This window comes from Hymenobacter lapidiphilus (assembly GCF_013377885.1).
In the GTDB taxonomy this organism is placed as follows: Bacteria; Bacteroidota; Bacteroidia; order Cytophagales; family Hymenobacteraceae; genus Hymenobacter; species Hymenobacter lapidiphilus.
In genome coordinates this window covers 1-16,906 of record NZ_JABKAU010000059.1, presented here as the reverse complement: position 1 = coordinate 16,906, position 16,906 = coordinate 1, and the positions used below count along the sequence as shown (strand labels likewise).

Here is a 16,906-nt window from a genome sequence, read left to right as displayed (position 1 = left end):
TGTGTTCTCGTAGCTACGGGAAGGGTAAGTTTTTATGCTGCTATAAGCTTGAGCATGCACCTATGAACAGCGGAAGTTGCAGGGCTGTAACTGGCTATTAGCTAGTTTATTGAATTTCATGCAACAGGCTGCCAATACCTTCTTTTCTGCCTGCTAATCGGGGAATAGTAGCTATTTGTTTGCCCCGTCTGACGACACGATTGAGTCGCTCAAAACGGCGCTGTTAGAGGCGAAGTGCAATTTGTCAGTAGGCGTCTGTACCTACCGTTGGTAGACCTTGCCCAGCTGCTGTTTAGCTTTATATGCCCGCCCAAATAAGTACTCCCTTATATTGGAAATACTCTAAATAATTCTCTGCTAACAAAGTTACTAGGTTTGGTTTATATGGTTTTGCAATGATCTGTTATTCAGTATTTAAACTTAAGTGTTGTTAACTAGGGATAGAGGCATTCGTCTTTGGCAAAGGGTAGCTTCAGTATGCTTATAGCTACATATTAATAACGATGAATATAGTATAGAAACTCAGTAGCAATGTTACCCTTACTTGCTAATGAAGTTGTCGGTGACAAGAGGCCATAAAGTGCTACTTGCAATTGGCCTGGCACCACTAATGAACTTAGCGAAGCCAGGCCAGCTCCGGTTGAGTACGGCGAAAGAAGTAGTCAGCCGGAAAACGTCAATGTCTAGCCCTATTTCAACTCCGTAATCTGTCCCGACGAGGTACTTGGTAGCGTTAGGTTCTGTTGATAGTTGTAAACTCCTTCGGTGGCGACACGCTCAGCTGCTGAGCCAGGTGGCTGGTTTACATTCGTTACATGGCCTTGGCGACGGACCTGGAACAGAACGCGGAAAGGAGGTAATGTTGGATTTGCCCGGTTTGGGTCTGGTGCGTACCTTTGGGGCATGAAAAATCTTCGTCTGCTCGTTTTCCTCGCCGCTGGCGCTTCGCTGATTCTGTCGTCCTGCACCCAGGCTCCCGACCCGGAAAAGGATCCTAATGCGGATGCCGCCTATAAGCGTAGCCACCGGCCACAAGAGTACCGCGAGGCGCAGCGGAGCAACGTCAATTACTAATACTCCTTCCGCTACGGAAATCAGACTAAACGAAAAGCCCCGCCGGCAGCTGCCGGCGGGGCTTTTGTGCTTATGCTGTTAAGCTCTGCCAGGCCTATGCCTGAACAGCTACCAGCGCCGCTGCCGGCACTAGGCTGGGCAGTTCAATAGTGGCCAGCAACTCGGTTTCCAGCAGCCCAGCCCAAGTACGTAGATAGAGCACCACGTCGTCGCGCTGGTTATGGCGCAGGGCGTTGCGGCGCTCAAACGGAATATCGGCTCGGATAGCAGGGTCGGAAAGGCGCTCCAGGTGTGTGAGGTCGGCCCGGCTGAAGCCCAGGGCCAGCATCTCATCAATGGTTTCATCAATGGGCAGGCCACTAGTGGGGCAGTAGTCGAGCAGCTGCCGCTCCCAGTCGCCGTAGCGCTGCATGGCCCGGGTATGGATTTCGGCTTTGGTAAGACGGGTGACAGTCTGGGCCAAGTGGCCGCAGTTGCAACTGCCCATGTGTCCCCACTGGTAGGGGGCCTGGGTCGCAAGGCGCTGAGCCGTATCGCGCAGTGCCTGAATAACGGGAAGGGTTCGTTGTGCCATAACGGAGAATAAAAAACTTGTTCCGGAGCGGGAAAAGGTACTGAAGCCCTTTGGTAAGTCAAAAAAATATCAAGCTTCATCTGACTGCCGTGCAGCCGATGTATGAAGTGCTTTTGACCTGCCAAATAGCTTCAGTATAGTAAGCTACAGGCTGCCTTTTTGTTTGCCGGCCCCGGCTAAACCTGTTCAACTGTTCCGGCCGGCTTATACGAGCCAAGCCCCATCGTTGCCCGCTAAACGGGCAACGATGGGGCTTGGTGTTGGGAGCTACGCTACTGCCGGACCAAAACTTGCCCGGTAGCAGCAAACAGGGCAATGTAACGCCTACCGGCTACCGCCCCGGCCCCGACCACTGCTACTGCTACTGCTACTGCCACCTCGCGACGAGCCGCCGCTGGCTGGGTTGCGCTGGCTTTCGCCACGGCCGGCCTGGCTGCTGGTCTGGCTGCGTGGGCTGCTTTCGCGGCCACCGCCGCTGGTGGGACGCTGGCCCTCACGACCACGGCCACCACCGCCCTGCTGGCCACCTTCGCGACCCGGTCGGGCCGGACGACCAGCCGGACCTTTAGGACGCTTGATGGGCGGCCCGCCGGTCAGCGGCACGGGCTGCACCGCCGATGTGGCGTAAGGGTGGCTCTGCACTACCGGCACCTGCCGGCGGATGAGCTTCTGGATATCCTGCAGGTAAGCGCGCTCTTCGTCTTCGCAGAAGGAGAGAGCCGTACCGTCGGCGCCGGCGCGGCCGGTGCGGCCAATGCGGTGCACGTAGGTTTCGGGCTCGTTAGGAATCTCGTAGTTGATGACGTGGGTCAGCTCATCTACGTCGATGCCGCGGGCGGCAATGTCGGTGGCGACCAGCACGCGGGTCGAGCCGGCCTTGAAGTTGGACAGGGCCCGCTGGCGGTGATTCTGCGACTTGTTACCGTGAATGGCTTCAGCCGGAATGTTGGCCTTGGCCAGCGTTTTCACCACCTTGTCGGCGCCGTGCTTGGTACGCGTGAATACCAGCACGCGGCGGATATTCTTGTCCTGAAGCACGTGCTCAAGCAGGTCGGCCTTATCGTTCTTATCGACCATGTACACGGCCTGCGTTACGGTTTCGGCAGTGCTTGAGATAGGCGTTACGGCCACCTTCACCGGGTTGGGCCGCAGAATGCTGCCGGCCAGCTCCTGAATCTGGCCGGGCATGGTGGCCGAGAAGAACAGCGTCTGGCGGCTGGCGGGCAGCTTGGGCAGGATGCGCTTGATGTCGTTGATGAAACCCATGTCGAGCATGCGGTCGGCTTCATCGAGCACGAACACCTCAATCTGGCGCAGATCCACGAAGCCCTGGCTCATTAGGTCGAGCAGGCGGCCGGGCGTGGCAATAAGCACCTCAACGCCCCGCTTGAGGATTTGTACCTGCGGGTGCTGGCCCACGCCACCAAAAATAACGGTGGAGCGCAGCTTGGGCAGGTGACGGCCGTACGATTTAAAGCTCTCCCCGATCTGGATGGCCAGCTCACGGGTAGGAGTGAGCACCAGGCACCGGATACGGCCGGGCGCGTGGCGCTCTACCTGGGCCGTCTGGTGCAGAATCTGGAGAATAGGCACGGTGAAAGCGGCTGTTTTGCCGGTGCCGGTCTGGGCGATACCCAGCAAATCGTGGCCTTCCAGCACCTGCGGAATGGCTTGCTGCTGAATAGGGGTAGGGGTAGTGTAACCTTCCTCGTGCAGGGCACGGAGGATAGGCTCAATCAGGTTGAGTTCGTCGAACGACATCTAAGGGAAAAAAGCAGCCGCCGGAAGGCGGCGAAAATGACACGGGAATATATCCGCCGGCAAAGATCGGGCTTTTTAGTTTTATAGCGCCGATAAAGGCGTATAATAGGCCTCTGATGGGCGAGCCGGCGCGGCACAGGACGTCCGGCCGCTGTGCCGGCTTGCCGCAAATAACCGGCCACCTTTTAACAACCCCCTGACTCAACGCAACTCATGCGCATTATCGACCGCCAAACGGCCTACAAGGGTCACTACAAACTCAGCCAATTACGGGTTCAGGATGGTGAGAAGGTGCTTGAGCGCGAACGGTTCGAGCCGGGTACGGCCGTGGCAGCGCTGGTGCGCCATACTGGCAGCGGGCAGTACATCCTGGCCCGGCAATACCGCATCGGGCCCGAAAAAGAGTTGGTGGAACTGGCCGCCGGTATGGTTGATGAGGGCGAGGAGCCGGCCACGGCCATCCGCCGCGAACTGCAGGAGGAACTGGGCTACGACGTGGACCAGTTGGAACAGATTGCCCGCATATTCCCTTCGCCTGGCAACAGCGCCGAAATCATCACCGTTTTTTACGCCGAAGTCAGCCGGCAATCGGGGCCCGGTGGGGGACTGGCTTCGGAGAATGAGCGGATTGAAGCAGTGGAATTTTCGGCCGACGAATTATTCACTGCCGAATTTGAAGATGCCAAAACCATCATTGCCGTGCAGTGGGCTAAGCTCAGGAAATAGTAGATACAGGTTATTCCCAAATGCATAAACCCCGTAACCATCAACGGCCACGGGGTTTATGCATTTGGGAATAACCTGTATTACTGCGCTTTAATGATGTACTCGAAGTTCTGCCGGGTCTTGGCGTCGTTGATTGTCAGGGAAACGTCCTGCTCACTGGCCACTTTAACAAATGGGATAACGCGCGTGCTCATGTACAGGTCGCGGTTCCAGAAGCGGCCCTGGCCAGCGGGCAGCTCAGGGAGGTTGAGCAGCTCTTCACCGGCTTTGTTTTTTGCCAGCAGGCTTAGGTAGCTGGGGTCAGCATTCTTGGAACCCCGCCGATACATAGTTACGGTAAGCTGCCCACCGGCCGGAAGCTGAGTCAGGCGACGCTGGTAAGTGGTATCAGCCCAACTGTTGATACGCTTAAGCTCGTTGATCTGGGCAAGCAGATCGACGTAGGGTAGGTAGGCTACGCGGGTCACGCAGGCATCTATCTCGGCTTCCTCGTCGGTGTTCTTCGTCACGTTCAACACGTAAGTGCTTTCTTCGTCTTTCTTCGGGAAAGCGTACTTTTTGCGGGGCTTGCCAGCCATGGACTGCGCCGAAGCCGCCAGCGTGCTCGACAGAATCAGCGTGATGAGAAAAAGTTTTTTCATATGGGTAAGTGCGGGGCAGATGTGTTCTGCAAATAAGCGTGTAAAGGTACGCAATAAACCTGCCGCCTTCAGCGCCTAATATGGCTGGTTGGTAAGGGCGCATCTGTTTTTTTCATGTTCTCGGTCGCTTCCTTTCTATACCGATGCAGTATGTAGGGCCGAAGCCGGGAACATCCGGTCTGGCTGCCTATTTTTGAGGCAATGAGGTGGTTCACATATATGGCCTGGGGAAAGATTTGGCTCTTGCTACTGTTGCTGGCCCCGGCCGGCCCGGTGTGGGCCCAGGGTAATACCGCCGGCCAGACCTATACCGACGCCCGCGGTGGCTACCAGCTTGGCTACCCAACGGGCTGGCAGGTAATGCCCGGCGAAAACCACCGCACCACGTTTTATGTGGGGCCCGACTGGGAAACCACGCCCGCCACGGCTTCCGTCAGCCTGCACCCGCTACCCGACGACCGGAAAAGCCTCAACCTGCTGCAGGCCGGCCAGCTCGACTCGGTGTGGCGCTACGTAACCAGCCTGCCCCGGGCGCGGGTGTACCGCCTGGAGGAGCGCGACGAAGACCGGTTCCAGGAGCTGCGCTACGAGTATGCCTACGACGACGCTACGGCCGACCGGCCACGGATGCGGGTGCTGGGCCGCCGGCTTTGGCGCGAGGGCTACGAATACCGGCTTGAGTACCGTGGCCCCGACGGGCCCGACCCGCACCGCGCCGCCGCCCGGCAGTTGCTGGCCTCGCTGCGCCTCGTGAACCCCGGCCCCCCCAGCCGCCGCCCCCCACCGCCGCCGCCCCAGGGCTGCGACGATAAGTTCTATGGCATAGCGGCCCTGCGCATCAACAACGATACCTGGGAGGATGACTGCCGCACGATTCACGAGTTTTCGACCCTCGACCCGGCCCAGCCGCCCGTCATTCATCGGCGGGTGCTGCCGTTTCAGTCGTATGCCCTGGCCAAAGGTTTTGATAATTGCCTGTACGCCGTAACCAAGGCCCCCACCAACGCCCCCGAGCGCGTGTACCGCTACAACCCCGCCACCCGCCAGGGCGAGTATACCACTTGGCAGCTGCCGGCCCAGGGCTCCGGCGGCGTCTGGATTTCGGGCGGCACCGACGACCGGGGCGACCTGTACTTCAGCACCTCCGACGGCAACCTGCTGGTGCGCGTGAATCCGGCCAGCAGCAAAGTCAGCACCGTTTGGAGCACCGACCCGCTGCGTAAGGCCCGCTACTTCGGGGCCCTGGGCTTTGCGGGGGCCGGTACCCACGCCAACTTCTGCTTCGATGCCCGCCGCACGCTCTACCAGGTGTACAGCACCGACGGCTCGCTGCTACGCATCAACATAGACACCCGCCAGCCGGCTCCCGATATCCTGCCCCTCGACGGGCTGCCCGAGCGGGGCGGCTACAGCGGTATTCTGCTGCAGAATGACGAATTCGGCAACCGCCGGCTGTTTCTGGCCGGGCCCAAGGCCATTTATCAGATTGATATGGAAACCAAGGAGGTGGCCCGGATTCGCCGGGGCGTGTACACCGACCTGGCGGGCTGCAATCTGTTTCGCAAGGTTGCGGCCGATGAGGCGCCGGCCCCCGCACTTGCGCGGGCACCGTGGCGGGGTAGGGTGCTCGATGCCCTAACGCTGCAGCCGCTGCCCCGCGCCAGCCTGCGCCTGCGCCCCGTTACGGTTTCGGCCCGCGCCGATACGGCCCTGGCCCTCACGGCCGGTGGCGCATTCACCTTTCCGGCCCGGCCCGCCAGCCTTTATGCCACTCAGCTGCGCCTGCCCGGCTACGTGCCGCTCGATACCACCTTTGCCGCCGCCGCCGGCCCCTATGCCCAGGATGTGCTGCTGCGCCCCCTCGGCGTAGGCTCGACGCTGGAGTTGGAAAACGTGCAGTTCTCGCGCGGTCAGGGCGAGCTGCTCACTACTTCATTTCCGGCCCTCGATACGCTGGCCACACTGCTTACTGCCTCACCCGGCCTCACCATCGAGCTACGCGGCCACACCGATAATGTGGGCGACCCGCAGAAAAACGTAGAGCTGAGTCAGCGCCGGGTGGCCGCCGTAAAGGCCTACCTGGTAAAGCGCGGCGTGGCCCCCGGGCGCATCAGCGGCGTGGGCCTCGGTGGGGCCGAGCCGCGGGCCAGCAACGCCCAGGAAAACACCCGCCGTCTCAACCGCCGCGTCGAGTTCCGGGTGACGGGACTGCAGTAAGGGGAGCTGAATGGCGCGCCTGGGTCAGGAATTCACCGGGCATGAAACCAAGCCAGTGTTGGCTGCCGATGTACGTTACTGTCGCGCGCCTTTCCGCGCTTTCTTCAGCCACTTGAGCGCCGCCGCTACTTTGGCATCTTGGCTCAGGTCGGTGAAGTTGTCGCCGCCCGTAATGAGTACGTCGGGGGTGAGGCTTGTTTTATAGGGCGTGCCGGTGCGGTCGGCGTCCTGCGAGCCTGCAATAGTGAGGTAGGCTCCGCCGCTGATGGGGTAGCTTTCGTTGGCGGTGGTAGCTCCGTAGGTGGGCTCGCCAAAAAAGCGGGTAGCCGGCCGGCCCTTAAGGCTGATGGCCACGATTTCGCCGGAGCTGGCTGTGCGCCCGCTCAGCAGTACGGCAATGGGCAGGTCAGTCCGGCGGGCAGGGCAGCGCTTCTCCAGGGTTGTCACCTGCATCGAGTCGACGTAGAAGTTGCCCTGGCGCAGGTACCACTGCTGTTCGGGTTTGCCATTGATATCCACGAAGCCGCCCAAAAGGCCGTCGCCGAGCAGGGGGGCAATGCCGGCCAGCATGGGCGCCATGGCCCCGCCATCGTTGAGGCGCAGGTCTATAATCCAGGCGCGGGCCTGGCCGGGGGGCAGGCGGCAGAGCGAATCCTGCACTATTCGGGCAGCGGCGCGCATTTCTTCCAGGCTCCCGCCAGCGTTGATGCCCGGTAGCTGAATGTAGCCGATGCGGCCTGGTAGCATCTTCACCAGCACCCCAGGCTTTTTCTTCAGCGCGGCCTTCACCACCTCATTGGCGTAAGCTGGCCGGGCGGGGTTGCGCCATTTGTAGGTCTTGCCCTGGTAGGTGAGCCAGCCGTGGTCGTCTTGCAACTGCTCGAACAGGAAGGGGTAGAGGGGCAGCAGGTCGCGTACGGTAGTAGCTCCCTGGGCCCGCTGATACACCGTCTGGCGCAGTTGGGGCCAACTCACGCTGTTGCGTTCCAGCGAATAGGTCTGTAGCAGCGTGAGGCTCTTATCCAGAAAGCGGGCCACCGAATCGGGTAGGGCCGTCGGAGTTGGCTGACAGTAAGCCGGCGCGCTTGCTCCGGCCAGCAAAAGGAGGATTCCCAGTTTCTTCATGGCGCGAAGATGCTGGTTTGCCGTGAATGGTTGGCTGGCTAAGAGAGCAGGCGCAATAATATTCTGCAAATTTCTGGTAGAGGCGCGAACGATGGGCACTCGCTGGTCTGGTTTCAATCAGGCTGGCCTTTTTGCTCTCATTCAGCAACCGCATCAGGCGCTCCTGATTAAATAGACAGGTATAAGCCGGCACGAAAAAAGCAGCCTTTCCCGCGCTGGTGCGGGAAAGGCTGCTTTGTCAGGGAGCTGAAATCGGGTGCCTGGGGCTATTGCCCAGTGCCGATAGTGGTGTTGCGGGAACGGCGCGGGGCGCGCTGCTCGGTTTTCTTGCGCTTGCGCCAGAACTGGAACCAGCGCTGCCGGTACCGGACGGTGCGTTTCGTGCGGGCTTTGCGGCCTCCTCCTTTATAGGTGCGGTAATTGGGCCGGTGTACGTACACTTTGCCGCGCATTTTGGCGCGGGCGGCCGGGCCGGGAGGGGCGGCAAGCGCCGGGCTGATGTCGGCCAGGCCCATCACCAGCAGCATGAAGAAGAGAAGAAAACGGGTCATAGCAAAAAGGTAAAGCCACAAAAGCCACACGAAGGTAAGCAGGGCGTTGGCAAGTATTCAGCCAAAAACGAAATCCTACGACAAAAGACTGAAATTTTAGTTCCCAGGCGTCACTTCTCATCAGAGCCCCGGGGCTCTGATGAGAAGTGACGCCTGGGAATAGCACGATGGAAAAGCAAAAGGCCCTTCAGCGGATGCTGAAGGGCCTTTGCGGTCCGGACGGGACTCGAACCCGCGACCTCCGCCGTGACAGGGCGGCATTCTAACCAACTGAACTACCGAACCGGCTATCAATTCGGGGCGGGCCATGTGCCTTTCCCTTTTGATGATGCAAATATAGAAGGTCGGGCCGAGTGTACAAACAAAAAACTGCCTTAGTAGGGTATAGCAAGCATTTTTGAATGGGTATTGCTCTGTCAGTAAAGCCAATAGAATCGAAAAAAAACCTGAAATATTTTTGGGGTAAACCCGGAGCGGGGGGCTTGCTGTGCCTCTAGTGTCCCAGCTGCGCTATTTCTTGAGCACCAGATAGCCGTAAGCTGGCAGCGCAAGCGTAGTGCCCAGCGTGAACGAGCCCCCGGTCAGCGCATAGGTCCAGGTGGTGTTGGCGAGGGTGGCCGGCAGGGGGTAAGCCTGAGTTGAATTGCGCACATTGGCTACCACAAATGCCTGCTCGGAGCCGGCCGTTTTGGTGAAGGCGCATACGTTGGCGGTGCTGTATGCGGTGGGCGTGCCTACCCGCAGGGCCGCGCTGCCGACGCGGGCCCCGAGCAGCTGCTTATAGGCACGCTTCTCAGCCAGCAGCAGCTTATGCATAAGACGAGGGAAGATGGTGGGGATTTACGGGTAGTAAATCCATTGAAACGCCATACTGAGCGGAGCCGAAGTATCTCTACCGCTTCGTTGCAGCAGTAATTTAGCGAAGCGGCCTTCATGCTTCGACTCCGCTCAGCATGAAGGCCCAAGGAGTTCCTGCTACCGAGTTGGCCGGAGGCTGATGGCCGCGCCGCCGCCGGGTGCCAGCTGCAGCGTAAGCGTGGTTTTACTGGTTACTTTCTGCTTGCGGATCTGGTAGGCCATGGGGTTCCGGTCCCAGCTGGCGCCTTCGCCATCGGCGTAGATGATGGCTTCGTACTGCCGGCCGGGAGTAAGGAAATCAAGCTTTACAACTTGCTGACGCGGGTTTTCGTCGGTGATGCTGCCCACGAACCAGTCCTCGCGGCCCTTGGCCTTGCGGGCCGTGGTGATGTACTCGCCGGGCTCGGCCAGTAGCACGCGGGTGTCGTCCCAGTCTACGGCCACATCCTTGATAAACTGGAAGGCGTCGAGATGCTGCTCGTAAGCTTCGGGCAGGTCGGCGGCCATCTGCAGGGGGCTGTACATGGTTACGTAGAGGGCCAGCTGCTTGGCTAACGTGGTATGCACCTGCCGGCCTTTGTTCTGGGCGGGGTTCCAGCTTTCGAGCATAATCCGGAAAATGCCGGGCGTATAGTCCATGGGGCCGCCCATAAGGCGGGTAAAGGGCAGAATGGTTTCGTGCTCGGGCGGATTGCCGGTGCTCCAGGCGTTGAACTCGTTGCCCCGGGCTGCCTCCGACGCCAGCCAGTTGGGGTAGGTGCGGTGCAGCCCCGTGGGGCGCACGGCCTCGTGCATGTCTACCATCAGCTCGTTCTGGCCCAGCAACGCGGCCGTGCGGTTGTAGTGGTTTACCATCCACTGCCCATCGTGGTGCTCGCCGCGCGGGATGATGCGGCCCACGTAACCGGTTTTCACGGCCGCGTAGCTATGCTCCTTCATGAAGCGGTAGGCGGCATCCTGGCGCCGCTCATAGTTGCTGACGGAGCCGGACGTTTCGTGGTGCATCATCAGCTGCACGCCCTTGGCCGCGGCGTACTGCTGCAGCTCCGGCACGTTGAAATCGGGGTAGGGCGTTACGAAGTCGAACACTTCCTCTTTCCAATTGCCGGCCCAGTCCTCCCAGCCCACGTTCCAGCCCTCCACCAGCACGCTTTGCAGGCCGTGCCGGGCGGCAAAGTCAATGTAGCGCTTCACGTTGGCGGTGTTGGCCCCGTGGCGGCCGTTGGGCTTCAGGCGGCTCCAATCGGTGCCGGCCAGCTTGATATTGCTGGTGTCGGCGTAGTTCCAGCTGGCCTTATTCACGTGCATCTCCCACCACACACCCACAAATTTTTGGGGCCTGATCCAGTCGGTAGTGGGGAACTTGGTGGGCTCGTTCAGGTTCAGAATCAGCTTGCTGGTGAGCACCTCAGCAGCTTTGTCCGACACTACAATGGTGCGCCAGGGTGTGTGCTCGGGAGCCTGCAGATAGGCCGCCGCGCCGGTGGCCGAGGGCACCAGCTGGCTGCGCAGGCCATAGGTTTGGGTTTCCACGTTCAGAAACAACGCCGGGTAGTTCACCAGGGCCGCCTCATGGATGTTCACGTACAGCCCGTCGTCCGATTTCAGCATCAGCGGCGTCTGCACCCGGTTGGCGGCGGCTTTCTGCTGGATGGCCTCAATGGGGGTGGTATTTACCTCGCTCAGGCGCGAAGTGGTGTAGGCGTACTCGTTGGAGTCGTAGTCGCCGGGTATCCAGAAGGCCTTGTGGTTGGCGGGTAGGTTGAACTCGGTCAGCTCCTGCTGCACCGTGAAGTAGCTCAGGTCTGCCTGCCGGGGCACCTCGTAACGAAAGCCCACCCCGTCGGCAAACACCCGGAACACCACGTCGAGGCGGCGGCCGGGCGGCTGGGTTTGGCGCAGGTGCACCGTGAGCTGGCGGTAATGGTTGCGGATGGTTTTTACCTCGCCCCACACCGGGTTCCAGCTGTCGTCCACCTCCCAGGTTTCGGAGTCGGTAATTTCCAGCGGCCCCTCGAAACTCGGCCCATCGACCAGGGCCAGTCCCAGCCGGGAGGTAGTAATGACGGATTTCGCGCCGTACTGCACGGCGTAGGTGGGCTGGCCATCAGGTGTCAGCGCGAACGTCAGCGTAACTTTATCAAGGCGGGCCGTGAGCGGGGTGGGTGCCGGGGCGGCGGCAGACAGGCTGGCAGGCAACAGCCAAGCAGCCCAGAGTAAGTAGCGCATACAGGAGTTTCAGGCAGCAGGAAAGAGCGAAGTGTTATAAAGCCGGCCAGGCACCCGGCCGCCACAAAGCAGGTCTGGCGTGTGCGCCTGCAAAATAATCCAGGCCCTCATCTCGAAGGTGGGCATATTGAGCATAAAGGAAGTAAAAAGCTGAAGCTGCCAGCAAGTGAATGCCGGCTGCTACGTAGTAGCCCCGGCGGTACGGCAAATAAGGCTCTCTAACGGAGTATACGCACGCTTCAGGCCACGAGCAAAAAAGCAGACAGGCAGCAGGCCTCGCATCTGCATAAATGCACAAGTTGCTTCAGGAATGCTGTAATAGAATGGCAGCAGTGTGCGGTGCCCTGGCTGACAGAGCTGCCGGAAAAAGCAAAAGGCCCTTCAGCGGATGCTGAAGGGCCTTTGCGGTCCGGACGGGACTCGAACCCGCGACCTCCGCCGTGACAGGGCGGCATTCTAACCAACTGAACTACCGAACCAGGTTGTTCTATTTCGCGGCTCAGGGAGCGTTGAAGTGGTGCAAAAGTAGCAGGCCGGTAGCAGGTGCGCAAGAGCCGCCACGAAAAAAGTGTAAAAAAGCTGCGCCGGATGGCGTGGCAGGCTGCTAGTCAGGCAGAAAGATTTTTCAGGCAGCCGGAGAAGGACAGAGGTAGCCGGAATCGGCCCCTTCGCTTACCTTTGCTATCTTCTCGTTTCCCCCTCGCACCTCCAAAACCCGCCTTTGCCGTGGCCCAGCTCCTCGATTTTGAACAACCTATTGCCGCCCTCGAAGGCAAGCTCCGCGAAATGCAGCAACTGGCTCTCGACAGCCAGGTAGATGTATCGGCCGCGGTGACGGCCCTCGAAGCCAAAATCAACGCCCTTAAAAAGGAAACCTACCAGAACCTGACCCGCTGGCAGCGCGTGCAGCTCTCGCGTCACCCCGACCGCCCCTACACCTTCGACTACATTCTGGGCATGAGCCAGAAGTTTGTGGAGCTGCACGGCGACCGAACCGTGCGCGACGACAAGGCCATGGTGGGCGGTTTCGCCGAAATTGATGGCCGCACGGTGATGCTGATTGGCCAGCAGAAGGGCCGCAATACCAAGCAGCGGCAGTTCCGCAACTTCGGTATGCCCAACCCCGAGGGCTACCGCAAGGCCCTGCGCCTGATGAAGCTGGCCGAGAAGTTCAACGTGCCGGTGGTGACGCTCATCGACACGCCCGGCGCATTTCCGGGCCTGGAGGCCGAGGAGCGGGGGCAGGGCGAGGCCATTGCCCGCAACCTGCGCGAAATGTTCCTGCTGAAGGTGCCTGTCATCTGCATCATCATCGGCGAAGGCGCTTCGGGCGGGGCCCTGGGCATTGCCATCGGCGACCGGGTGCTGATGCTGGAAAACACCTGGTACTCGGTTATTTCGCCCGAATCGTGCAGCAGCATTCTGTGGCGCTCCTGGGATTACAAGGAGCAGGCGGCCGAGGCCCTCAAGCTCACGGCCAACGACATGCTGGGCAACAAGCTGGTCGATGGCATCGTGGGCGAGCCGCTGGGTGGTGCTCACACCGACGCGCCCACCATGATTCAGACCCTGAAGGAAACCATCCTGAGCACCCTGGCTGAACTTGATGCCCTCTCGCCCGAGGACCGCATCAGCCAGCGCATCGACAAGTTCTCGGACATGGGCGTGGTGCTGGAATAGGTTTTTGCCAAGCTATTAGCTTAGAGCTGTTAGCTGGCCGCCACCGTCAATCGGAAATGCGGTCAGCTTGTTGTCAGTCGAAAAAAGCTAACTGCTATCCGCTACAAGCTAACCGCTTCAACTATGACAGTTCATACCCTCGATACCGGCTTGTTTAAATTGGATGGCGGGGCCATGTTTGGCGTCGTGCCCAAGAGTATGTGGCAGAAGCTCAACCCGGCCGACGACCACAATATGTGCACCTGGGCCCTGCGCTGCCTGCTGGTAGAGGATGCGGGCCGGCTGCTGCTCGTGGATACCGGCATCGGCGAAAAGCAGGACGAGAAGTTTCGGGGGCATTTCTACCTGCACGGCGACGATACGCTGGAAAAGTCGTTGCGCCGCCACGGCTACACTGCCGCCGATATTACCGACGTGCTGCTGACTCACCTGCACTTCGACCACTGCGGCGGGGGCGTGGTGCGCACCGCCAAAAATGCGTTGCAGCTGGCCTTCCCGAACGCCACCTATTGGAGTAACGAGGCCCACTGGAACTGGGCTACTGTGCCCAATCCGCGAGAGAAAGCCAGCTTTCTGAAGGAGAATATCCTACCCATTCAGGAGAGCGGCCAGCTACGCTTCATCGACCCGCAGGCCGGCGTACCGACCGAACTGGGCAGCCTGGCCGACCTGATTTACGTGGACGGGCATACCGAGAAGATGATGCTGCCCAAGCTGTCGTATAAAGACCGCACGCTGGTTTTCGCCGCCGACCTGCTGCCCAGTGCCCACCATGTAGGCCTGCCCTACGTGATGAGCTACGACGTGCGCCCGCTGGTAACGATGGACGAAAAGGCCCGCTTCCTGCAGCAGGCCGCCGCCGAAAACTGGGTGCTGGTGCTAGAGCACGACCACCAGACCGAGTGCATTACCGTCGAGCAAACCGAGCGCGGCATCAAAGTAGCCGAGAAGTTCCGGCTGGCGGAGCTGTAAAATGGAGGTGAGAAGTAAGACCTGAGAAGTGAAACAGCGCAGCATGCTCTGAATGACGGCCCTCTCCTCACCTCTCCCTCTTATTATCCCATGTCTGAAAAAACGTTAGGGCTGGCACTTTCCGGGGGCGGGGCGCGGGGCATTGCGCATCTGGGCGTGCTGGCAGCGCTTGATGAGCTGGCGTTGCCGGTAGGGCGGCTGGCGGGTGTATCGTCGGGGGCCATTGCGGCTACATTTTACGCCGCCGGGGTGCCGCCGCGCGAGATTATGCGGCTGCTGCAGGGCATCAGTATTCCGCGCCTGACGCGGGTGGCGCTCAGCCGCTACGGCCTGCTGCACATGGATGCGGTGGGGCGGCTGTTTGAGCAGCACCTGGGAGTGGGGGCCACGTTCGAGCAGCTGCGGCTGCCCGTTACGCTGGTAGCTACTGATATTGAGGCGGGTGAGTCGGTGCGATTTTCGAGCGGGCCGCTGGTGCCGCCGCTGCTGGCTTCGTCGGCCGTGCCCATTCTGTACCGGCCGGTGGTGTACCAGGGCCGGCAGCTGGTAGATGGCGGCCTGCTGAACAACCTGCCCGTAGAGGCGCTGCTGGAAACCGAACACCCGGGCCTGCGGGTGGTGGGCGTGCACTGCAACCCACCCAACCCGGCCGCGCAGGTCAGCAATATGCGCGGGCTGGTTGAGCGCACGCTTAACCTGGCCATTGCCGGCAACACGGTACTCAGTAAGCGGCTCTGCCACCTGCTGATTGAGCCGCCCGAACTGCGCCCGTATCGCACGATGAGCTTCGGACAGGCCACCGAAATATTTGATATCGGCTACCGCCACACCTTGGCCCGGGCACCGGAGCTCGTGGCGCTGCTCGAAAACGAGCTGCCCGGCCAACCCGGCTAAACCAACCAGACTGGTGCCCGGCCCTGAAGTCCCGGTATAATAGATGCCGCAGGCACTTCGGTGCGGCAAATCAGCTAGCTTTGAACTCTGGTAGCCCATAGGTGGCATCGCACTTTTTCGTTTCCTGTTTCCCGCTCATGGCGCGTCGTACTTCTACTTTCTGGTATCTGTTTTCGAAATTCCTGTTCTGGATTTCCGGCTGGCGTTTGGGCTCGGTGGTGCCGCCCAATATCAAGCAGGGAATGATGATTGCCGCCCCGCACACCAGCAACTGGGACTTCCTGTTTGCCCGGGCCGCGTTCTTTCTGATGGATGTTGACGTGAAAGTGACCATCAAGAAGGAGTGGACGACCATTCCGGTGCTTGGGGCGCTGGTGCGGAGCCTGGGTGGCCTGGCCGTAGACCGCAGCCGCAATAACAGCCTCGTTGATGGCATGGTGCAGCTGTTTAAGGAGCGCGAGGAACTCGTGATTCTCATTACGCCGGAAGGAACGCGCAGCTACCAGCCCAAGTGGCGCAAGGGCTTCTACCATGCCGCCGTAGGGGCTGGGGTGCCCATCATGCTCGGCTACCTCGACTATAAAAAGAAGGAAGCCGGCGCCGGCCCTGTGTTCTGGCCCACCGGCGACTACGAGAAGGACGTGGAGGAAATCAAGGCCTACTACCGTACCAAGACGGGCCGCTTCCCCGAAAAAGGCGTACGTTAGGATATCCGGCGGCCTAATCCGTCGGCAGCAACGCCCGGGCGGCCGGTACCGGCCGCCATTCATTCTCTCGTATGGAAGATATCAAAGGTTTTGTCTGGGTAATAGGGGCCATCGTCTTCTTTATCTGGCGAATGGTGCAGAAGGCTGCCGAAAAAGCCAAAGAGGCCCACGACCGGCAGCAGGCCCAACAGCCCGGCGGCGCGCCGGTGCGTCGGCCGGCCCCGTCGGCGCCGGCCGTATCGTTTGAGGAACTGCTGGCCCAGATGCAGCGTCAGAACCAGCAGCCCGCCCCGCCCGAACCCGGCCCGCCGGCCGAGCGCGACGCGGCCCAGGAGTGGGAGCAGGAGCAGCGCAACCCGGAGCCGCAAGCCAAGCCAGGCCGGCCCGCGCCGGTCCCGCGCTTCGGACGCGGCCTCGAAAAGACGGAAGTTGAGCAGTATTCTCAGGAATTGCCTGCTCGTGAAGCTCGGTCGCTCGAAGCGCCCAAGCGGGCCGCGCGGCTTGGCTCCTCTTTGCCCCGCACCAGCACCGAACACGGCAACGAGGATTTCTGGAGCCAGAAGCGAGTTGCGCCCAAACCAACCGGCCGCACTGTTAATGAGCTACTGAAAAACCCTGCCAATATCCGCGCCGCCTTCGTGCTCAGCGAAATATTGCAGCGGCGGTATTAGCGACAGAAGTCAAAACAGAAGAAGCTGTTTAGAAAGTGCCTGGAATCAGTCAGACCGTCATGCTGAGCGCAGCCGAAGCATCTCTACCGCAGTTGTATTGTAACAGTGTCGGTAGGTTAGGTCGGCAACGAAGCGGTAGAGATGCTTCGGCTGCGCTCAGCATGACGGCCTTTTGACTTTCTAAACAGCTTCGAAGAGTAAAAAGAAAGCCCGTCCAGTATTCTGG

15 protein-coding genes and 2 tRNA genes are annotated in these 16,906 nt (G+C 60.3%); 8 read left to right on the top strand and 9 right to left on the bottom strand.

Annotated elements, in window-relative coordinates:
• The first annotated feature begins 903 nt into the window (after positions 1-903).
• Complete coding sequence (locus HW554_RS19160) at positions 904-1,074, top strand: hypothetical protein (RefSeq protein WP_176910142.1); 171 nt, start codon at positions 904-906, stop codon at positions 1,072-1,074.
• Between the two features lie 94 nt (positions 1,075-1,168).
• Here the strand turns inward: HW554_RS19160 and HW554_RS19155 are convergent, their stop codons facing one another.
• Together HW554_RS19155 and HW554_RS19150 are read right to left on the bottom strand one after the other, a co-directional pair.
• Positions 1,169-1,648, bottom strand: coding sequence for a hypothetical protein (locus HW554_RS19155; protein WP_176910141.1), 480 nt, complete (start codon positions 1,646-1,648; stop codon positions 1,169-1,171).
• 324 nt (positions 1,649-1,972) lie between these two features.
• The gene (locus HW554_RS19150) at positions 1,973-3,409 is read right to left on the bottom strand and encodes a DEAD/DEAH box helicase (RefSeq protein WP_176910140.1); all 1,437 of its coding nucleotides are present in this window, start codon (positions 3,407-3,409) and stop codon (positions 1,973-1,975) included.
• Positions 3,410-3,622: 213 nt separating this feature from the next.
• Between HW554_RS19150 and HW554_RS19145 the strand changes: the two genes are divergently transcribed.
• The gene (locus HW554_RS19145) at positions 3,623-4,135 is read left to right on the top strand and encodes an NUDIX domain-containing protein (RefSeq protein ID WP_176910139.1); all 513 of its coding nucleotides are present in this window, start codon (positions 3,623-3,625) and stop codon (positions 4,133-4,135) included.
• Positions 4,136-4,215: 80 nt separating this feature from the next.
• Here HW554_RS19145 and HW554_RS19140 read toward each other — a convergent pair whose 3' ends face one another.
• A complete protein-coding gene (locus HW554_RS19140; protein WP_176910138.1) occupies positions 4,216-4,776 on the bottom strand; it encodes a hypothetical protein in 561 nt (186 codons plus the stop codon).
• Between the two features lie 243 nt (positions 4,777-5,019).
• Here HW554_RS19140 and HW554_RS19135 point away from each other — a divergent pair, with 243 nt between their 5' ends.
• Positions 5,020-6,993 carry an OmpA family protein gene (locus tag HW554_RS19135; RefSeq protein WP_176910137.1) on the top strand — a complete coding sequence of 658 codons (1,974 nt, stop codon included), beginning with the start codon at positions 5,020-5,022 and terminating at the stop codon, positions 6,991-6,993.
• A 75-nt stretch (positions 6,994-7,068) separates the two neighbouring features.
• On the opposite strand, the gene HW554_RS19130 is transcribed toward HW554_RS19135, so the two are convergent.
• From HW554_RS19130 to HW554_RS19105, 6 genes are all read right to left on the bottom strand, one after another.
• Entirely contained in the window at positions 7,069-8,118 is a 1,050-nt protein-coding gene (locus tag HW554_RS19130; RefSeq protein WP_176910136.1) for a S41 family peptidase, read from the bottom strand.
• A gap of 266 nt (positions 8,119-8,384) precedes the next feature.
• Complete coding sequence (locus tag HW554_RS19125) at positions 8,385-8,669, bottom strand: hypothetical protein (RefSeq protein ID WP_176910135.1); 285 nt, start codon at positions 8,667-8,669, stop codon at positions 8,385-8,387.
• A gap of 211 nt (positions 8,670-8,880) precedes the next feature.
• Positions 8,881-8,954, bottom strand: a tRNA-Asp gene (locus HW554_RS19120).
• A 225-nt stretch (positions 8,955-9,179) separates the two neighbouring features.
• The gene (locus HW554_RS19115; RefSeq protein ID WP_176910134.1) at positions 9,180-9,485 is read right to left on the bottom strand and encodes an alpha-glucosidase C-terminal domain-containing protein; all 306 of its coding nucleotides are present in this window, start codon (positions 9,483-9,485) and stop codon (positions 9,180-9,182) included.
• A 159-nt stretch (positions 9,486-9,644) separates the two neighbouring features.
• The gene (locus HW554_RS19110; RefSeq protein ID WP_176910133.1) at positions 9,645-11,756 is read right to left on the bottom strand and encodes a glycoside hydrolase family 97 protein; all 2,112 of its coding nucleotides are present in this window, start codon (positions 11,754-11,756) and stop codon (positions 9,645-9,647) included.
• 405 nt (positions 11,757-12,161) lie between these two features.
• A tRNA-Asp gene (locus tag HW554_RS19105) sits at positions 12,162-12,235 on the bottom strand.
• Between the two features lie 247 nt (positions 12,236-12,482).
• On the opposite strand from HW554_RS19105, the gene HW554_RS19100 reads away from it, so the two are divergent.
• The 5 genes from HW554_RS19100 to HW554_RS19080 all read left to right on the top strand — a co-directional run bounded on the left by HW554_RS19100 (position 12,483) and on the right by HW554_RS19080 (position 16,680).
• Entirely contained in the window at positions 12,483-13,436 is a 954-nt protein-coding gene (locus HW554_RS19100) for an acetyl-CoA carboxylase carboxyltransferase subunit alpha (protein WP_176910132.1), read from the top strand.
• A 123-nt stretch (positions 13,437-13,559) separates the two neighbouring features.
• Entirely contained in the window at positions 13,560-14,408 is an 849-nt protein-coding gene (locus tag HW554_RS19095) for an MBL fold metallo-hydrolase (RefSeq protein ID WP_176910131.1), read from the top strand.
• Between the two features lie 90 nt (positions 14,409-14,498).
• Complete coding sequence (locus HW554_RS19090; RefSeq protein ID WP_176910130.1) at positions 14,499-15,302, top strand: patatin-like phospholipase family protein; 804 nt, start codon at positions 14,499-14,501, stop codon at positions 15,300-15,302.
• Positions 15,303-15,439: 137 nt separating this feature from the next.
• The gene (locus HW554_RS19085) at positions 15,440-16,009 is read left to right on the top strand and encodes a 1-acyl-sn-glycerol-3-phosphate acyltransferase (RefSeq protein ID WP_176910129.1); all 570 of its coding nucleotides are present in this window, start codon (positions 15,440-15,442) and stop codon (positions 16,007-16,009) included.
• 71 nt (positions 16,010-16,080) lie between these two features.
• The gene (locus tag HW554_RS19080; protein ID WP_176910127.1) at positions 16,081-16,680 is read left to right on the top strand and encodes a hypothetical protein; all 600 of its coding nucleotides are present in this window, start codon (positions 16,081-16,083) and stop codon (positions 16,678-16,680) included.
• Positions 16,681-16,906 lie beyond the last annotated feature (226 nt).

What these genes read in the sequence shown, in the direction of transcription:
- HW554_RS19160 (WP_176910142.1), top strand. Translation starts at nt 904, where the DNA reads ATGAAAAATCTTCGTCTGCTCGTTTTCCTCGCCGCTGGCGCTTCGCTG.
- HW554_RS19155 (WP_176910141.1), bottom strand. Translation starts at nt 1,648, where the DNA reads ATGGCACAACGAACCCTTCCCGTTATTCAGGCACTGCGCGATACGGCT.
- HW554_RS19150 (WP_176910140.1), bottom strand. Translation starts at nt 3,409, where the DNA reads ATGTCGTTCGACGAACTCAACCTGATTGAGCCTATCCTCCGTGCCCTG.
- HW554_RS19145 (WP_176910139.1), top strand. Translation starts at nt 3,623, where the DNA reads ATGCGCATTATCGACCGCCAAACGGCCTACAAGGGTCACTACAAACTC.
- HW554_RS19140 (WP_176910138.1), bottom strand. Translation starts at nt 4,776, where the DNA reads ATGAAAAAACTTTTTCTCATCACGCTGATTCTGTCGAGCACGCTGGCG.
- HW554_RS19130 (WP_176910136.1), bottom strand. Translation starts at nt 8,118, where the DNA reads ATGAAGAAACTGGGAATCCTCCTTTTGCTGGCCGGAGCAAGCGCGCCG.
- HW554_RS19125 (WP_176910135.1), bottom strand. Translation starts at nt 8,669, where the DNA reads ATGACCCGTTTTCTTCTCTTCTTCATGCTGCTGGTGATGGGCCTGGCC.
- HW554_RS19115 (WP_176910134.1), bottom strand. Translation starts at nt 9,485, where the DNA reads ATGCATAAGCTGCTGCTGGCTGAGAAGCGTGCCTATAAGCAGCTGCTC.
- HW554_RS19110 (WP_176910133.1), bottom strand. Translation starts at nt 11,756, where the DNA reads ATGCGCTACTTACTCTGGGCTGCTTGGCTGTTGCCTGCCAGCCTGTCT.
- HW554_RS19095 (WP_176910131.1), top strand. Translation starts at nt 13,560, where the DNA reads ATGACAGTTCATACCCTCGATACCGGCTTGTTTAAATTGGATGGCGGG.
- HW554_RS19090 (WP_176910130.1), top strand. Translation starts at nt 14,499, where the DNA reads ATGTCTGAAAAAACGTTAGGGCTGGCACTTTCCGGGGGCGGGGCGCGG.
- HW554_RS19085 (WP_176910129.1), top strand. Translation starts at nt 15,440, where the DNA reads ATGGCGCGTCGTACTTCTACTTTCTGGTATCTGTTTTCGAAATTCCTG.
- HW554_RS19080 (WP_176910127.1), top strand. Translation starts at nt 16,081, where the DNA reads ATGGAAGATATCAAAGGTTTTGTCTGGGTAATAGGGGCCATCGTCTTC.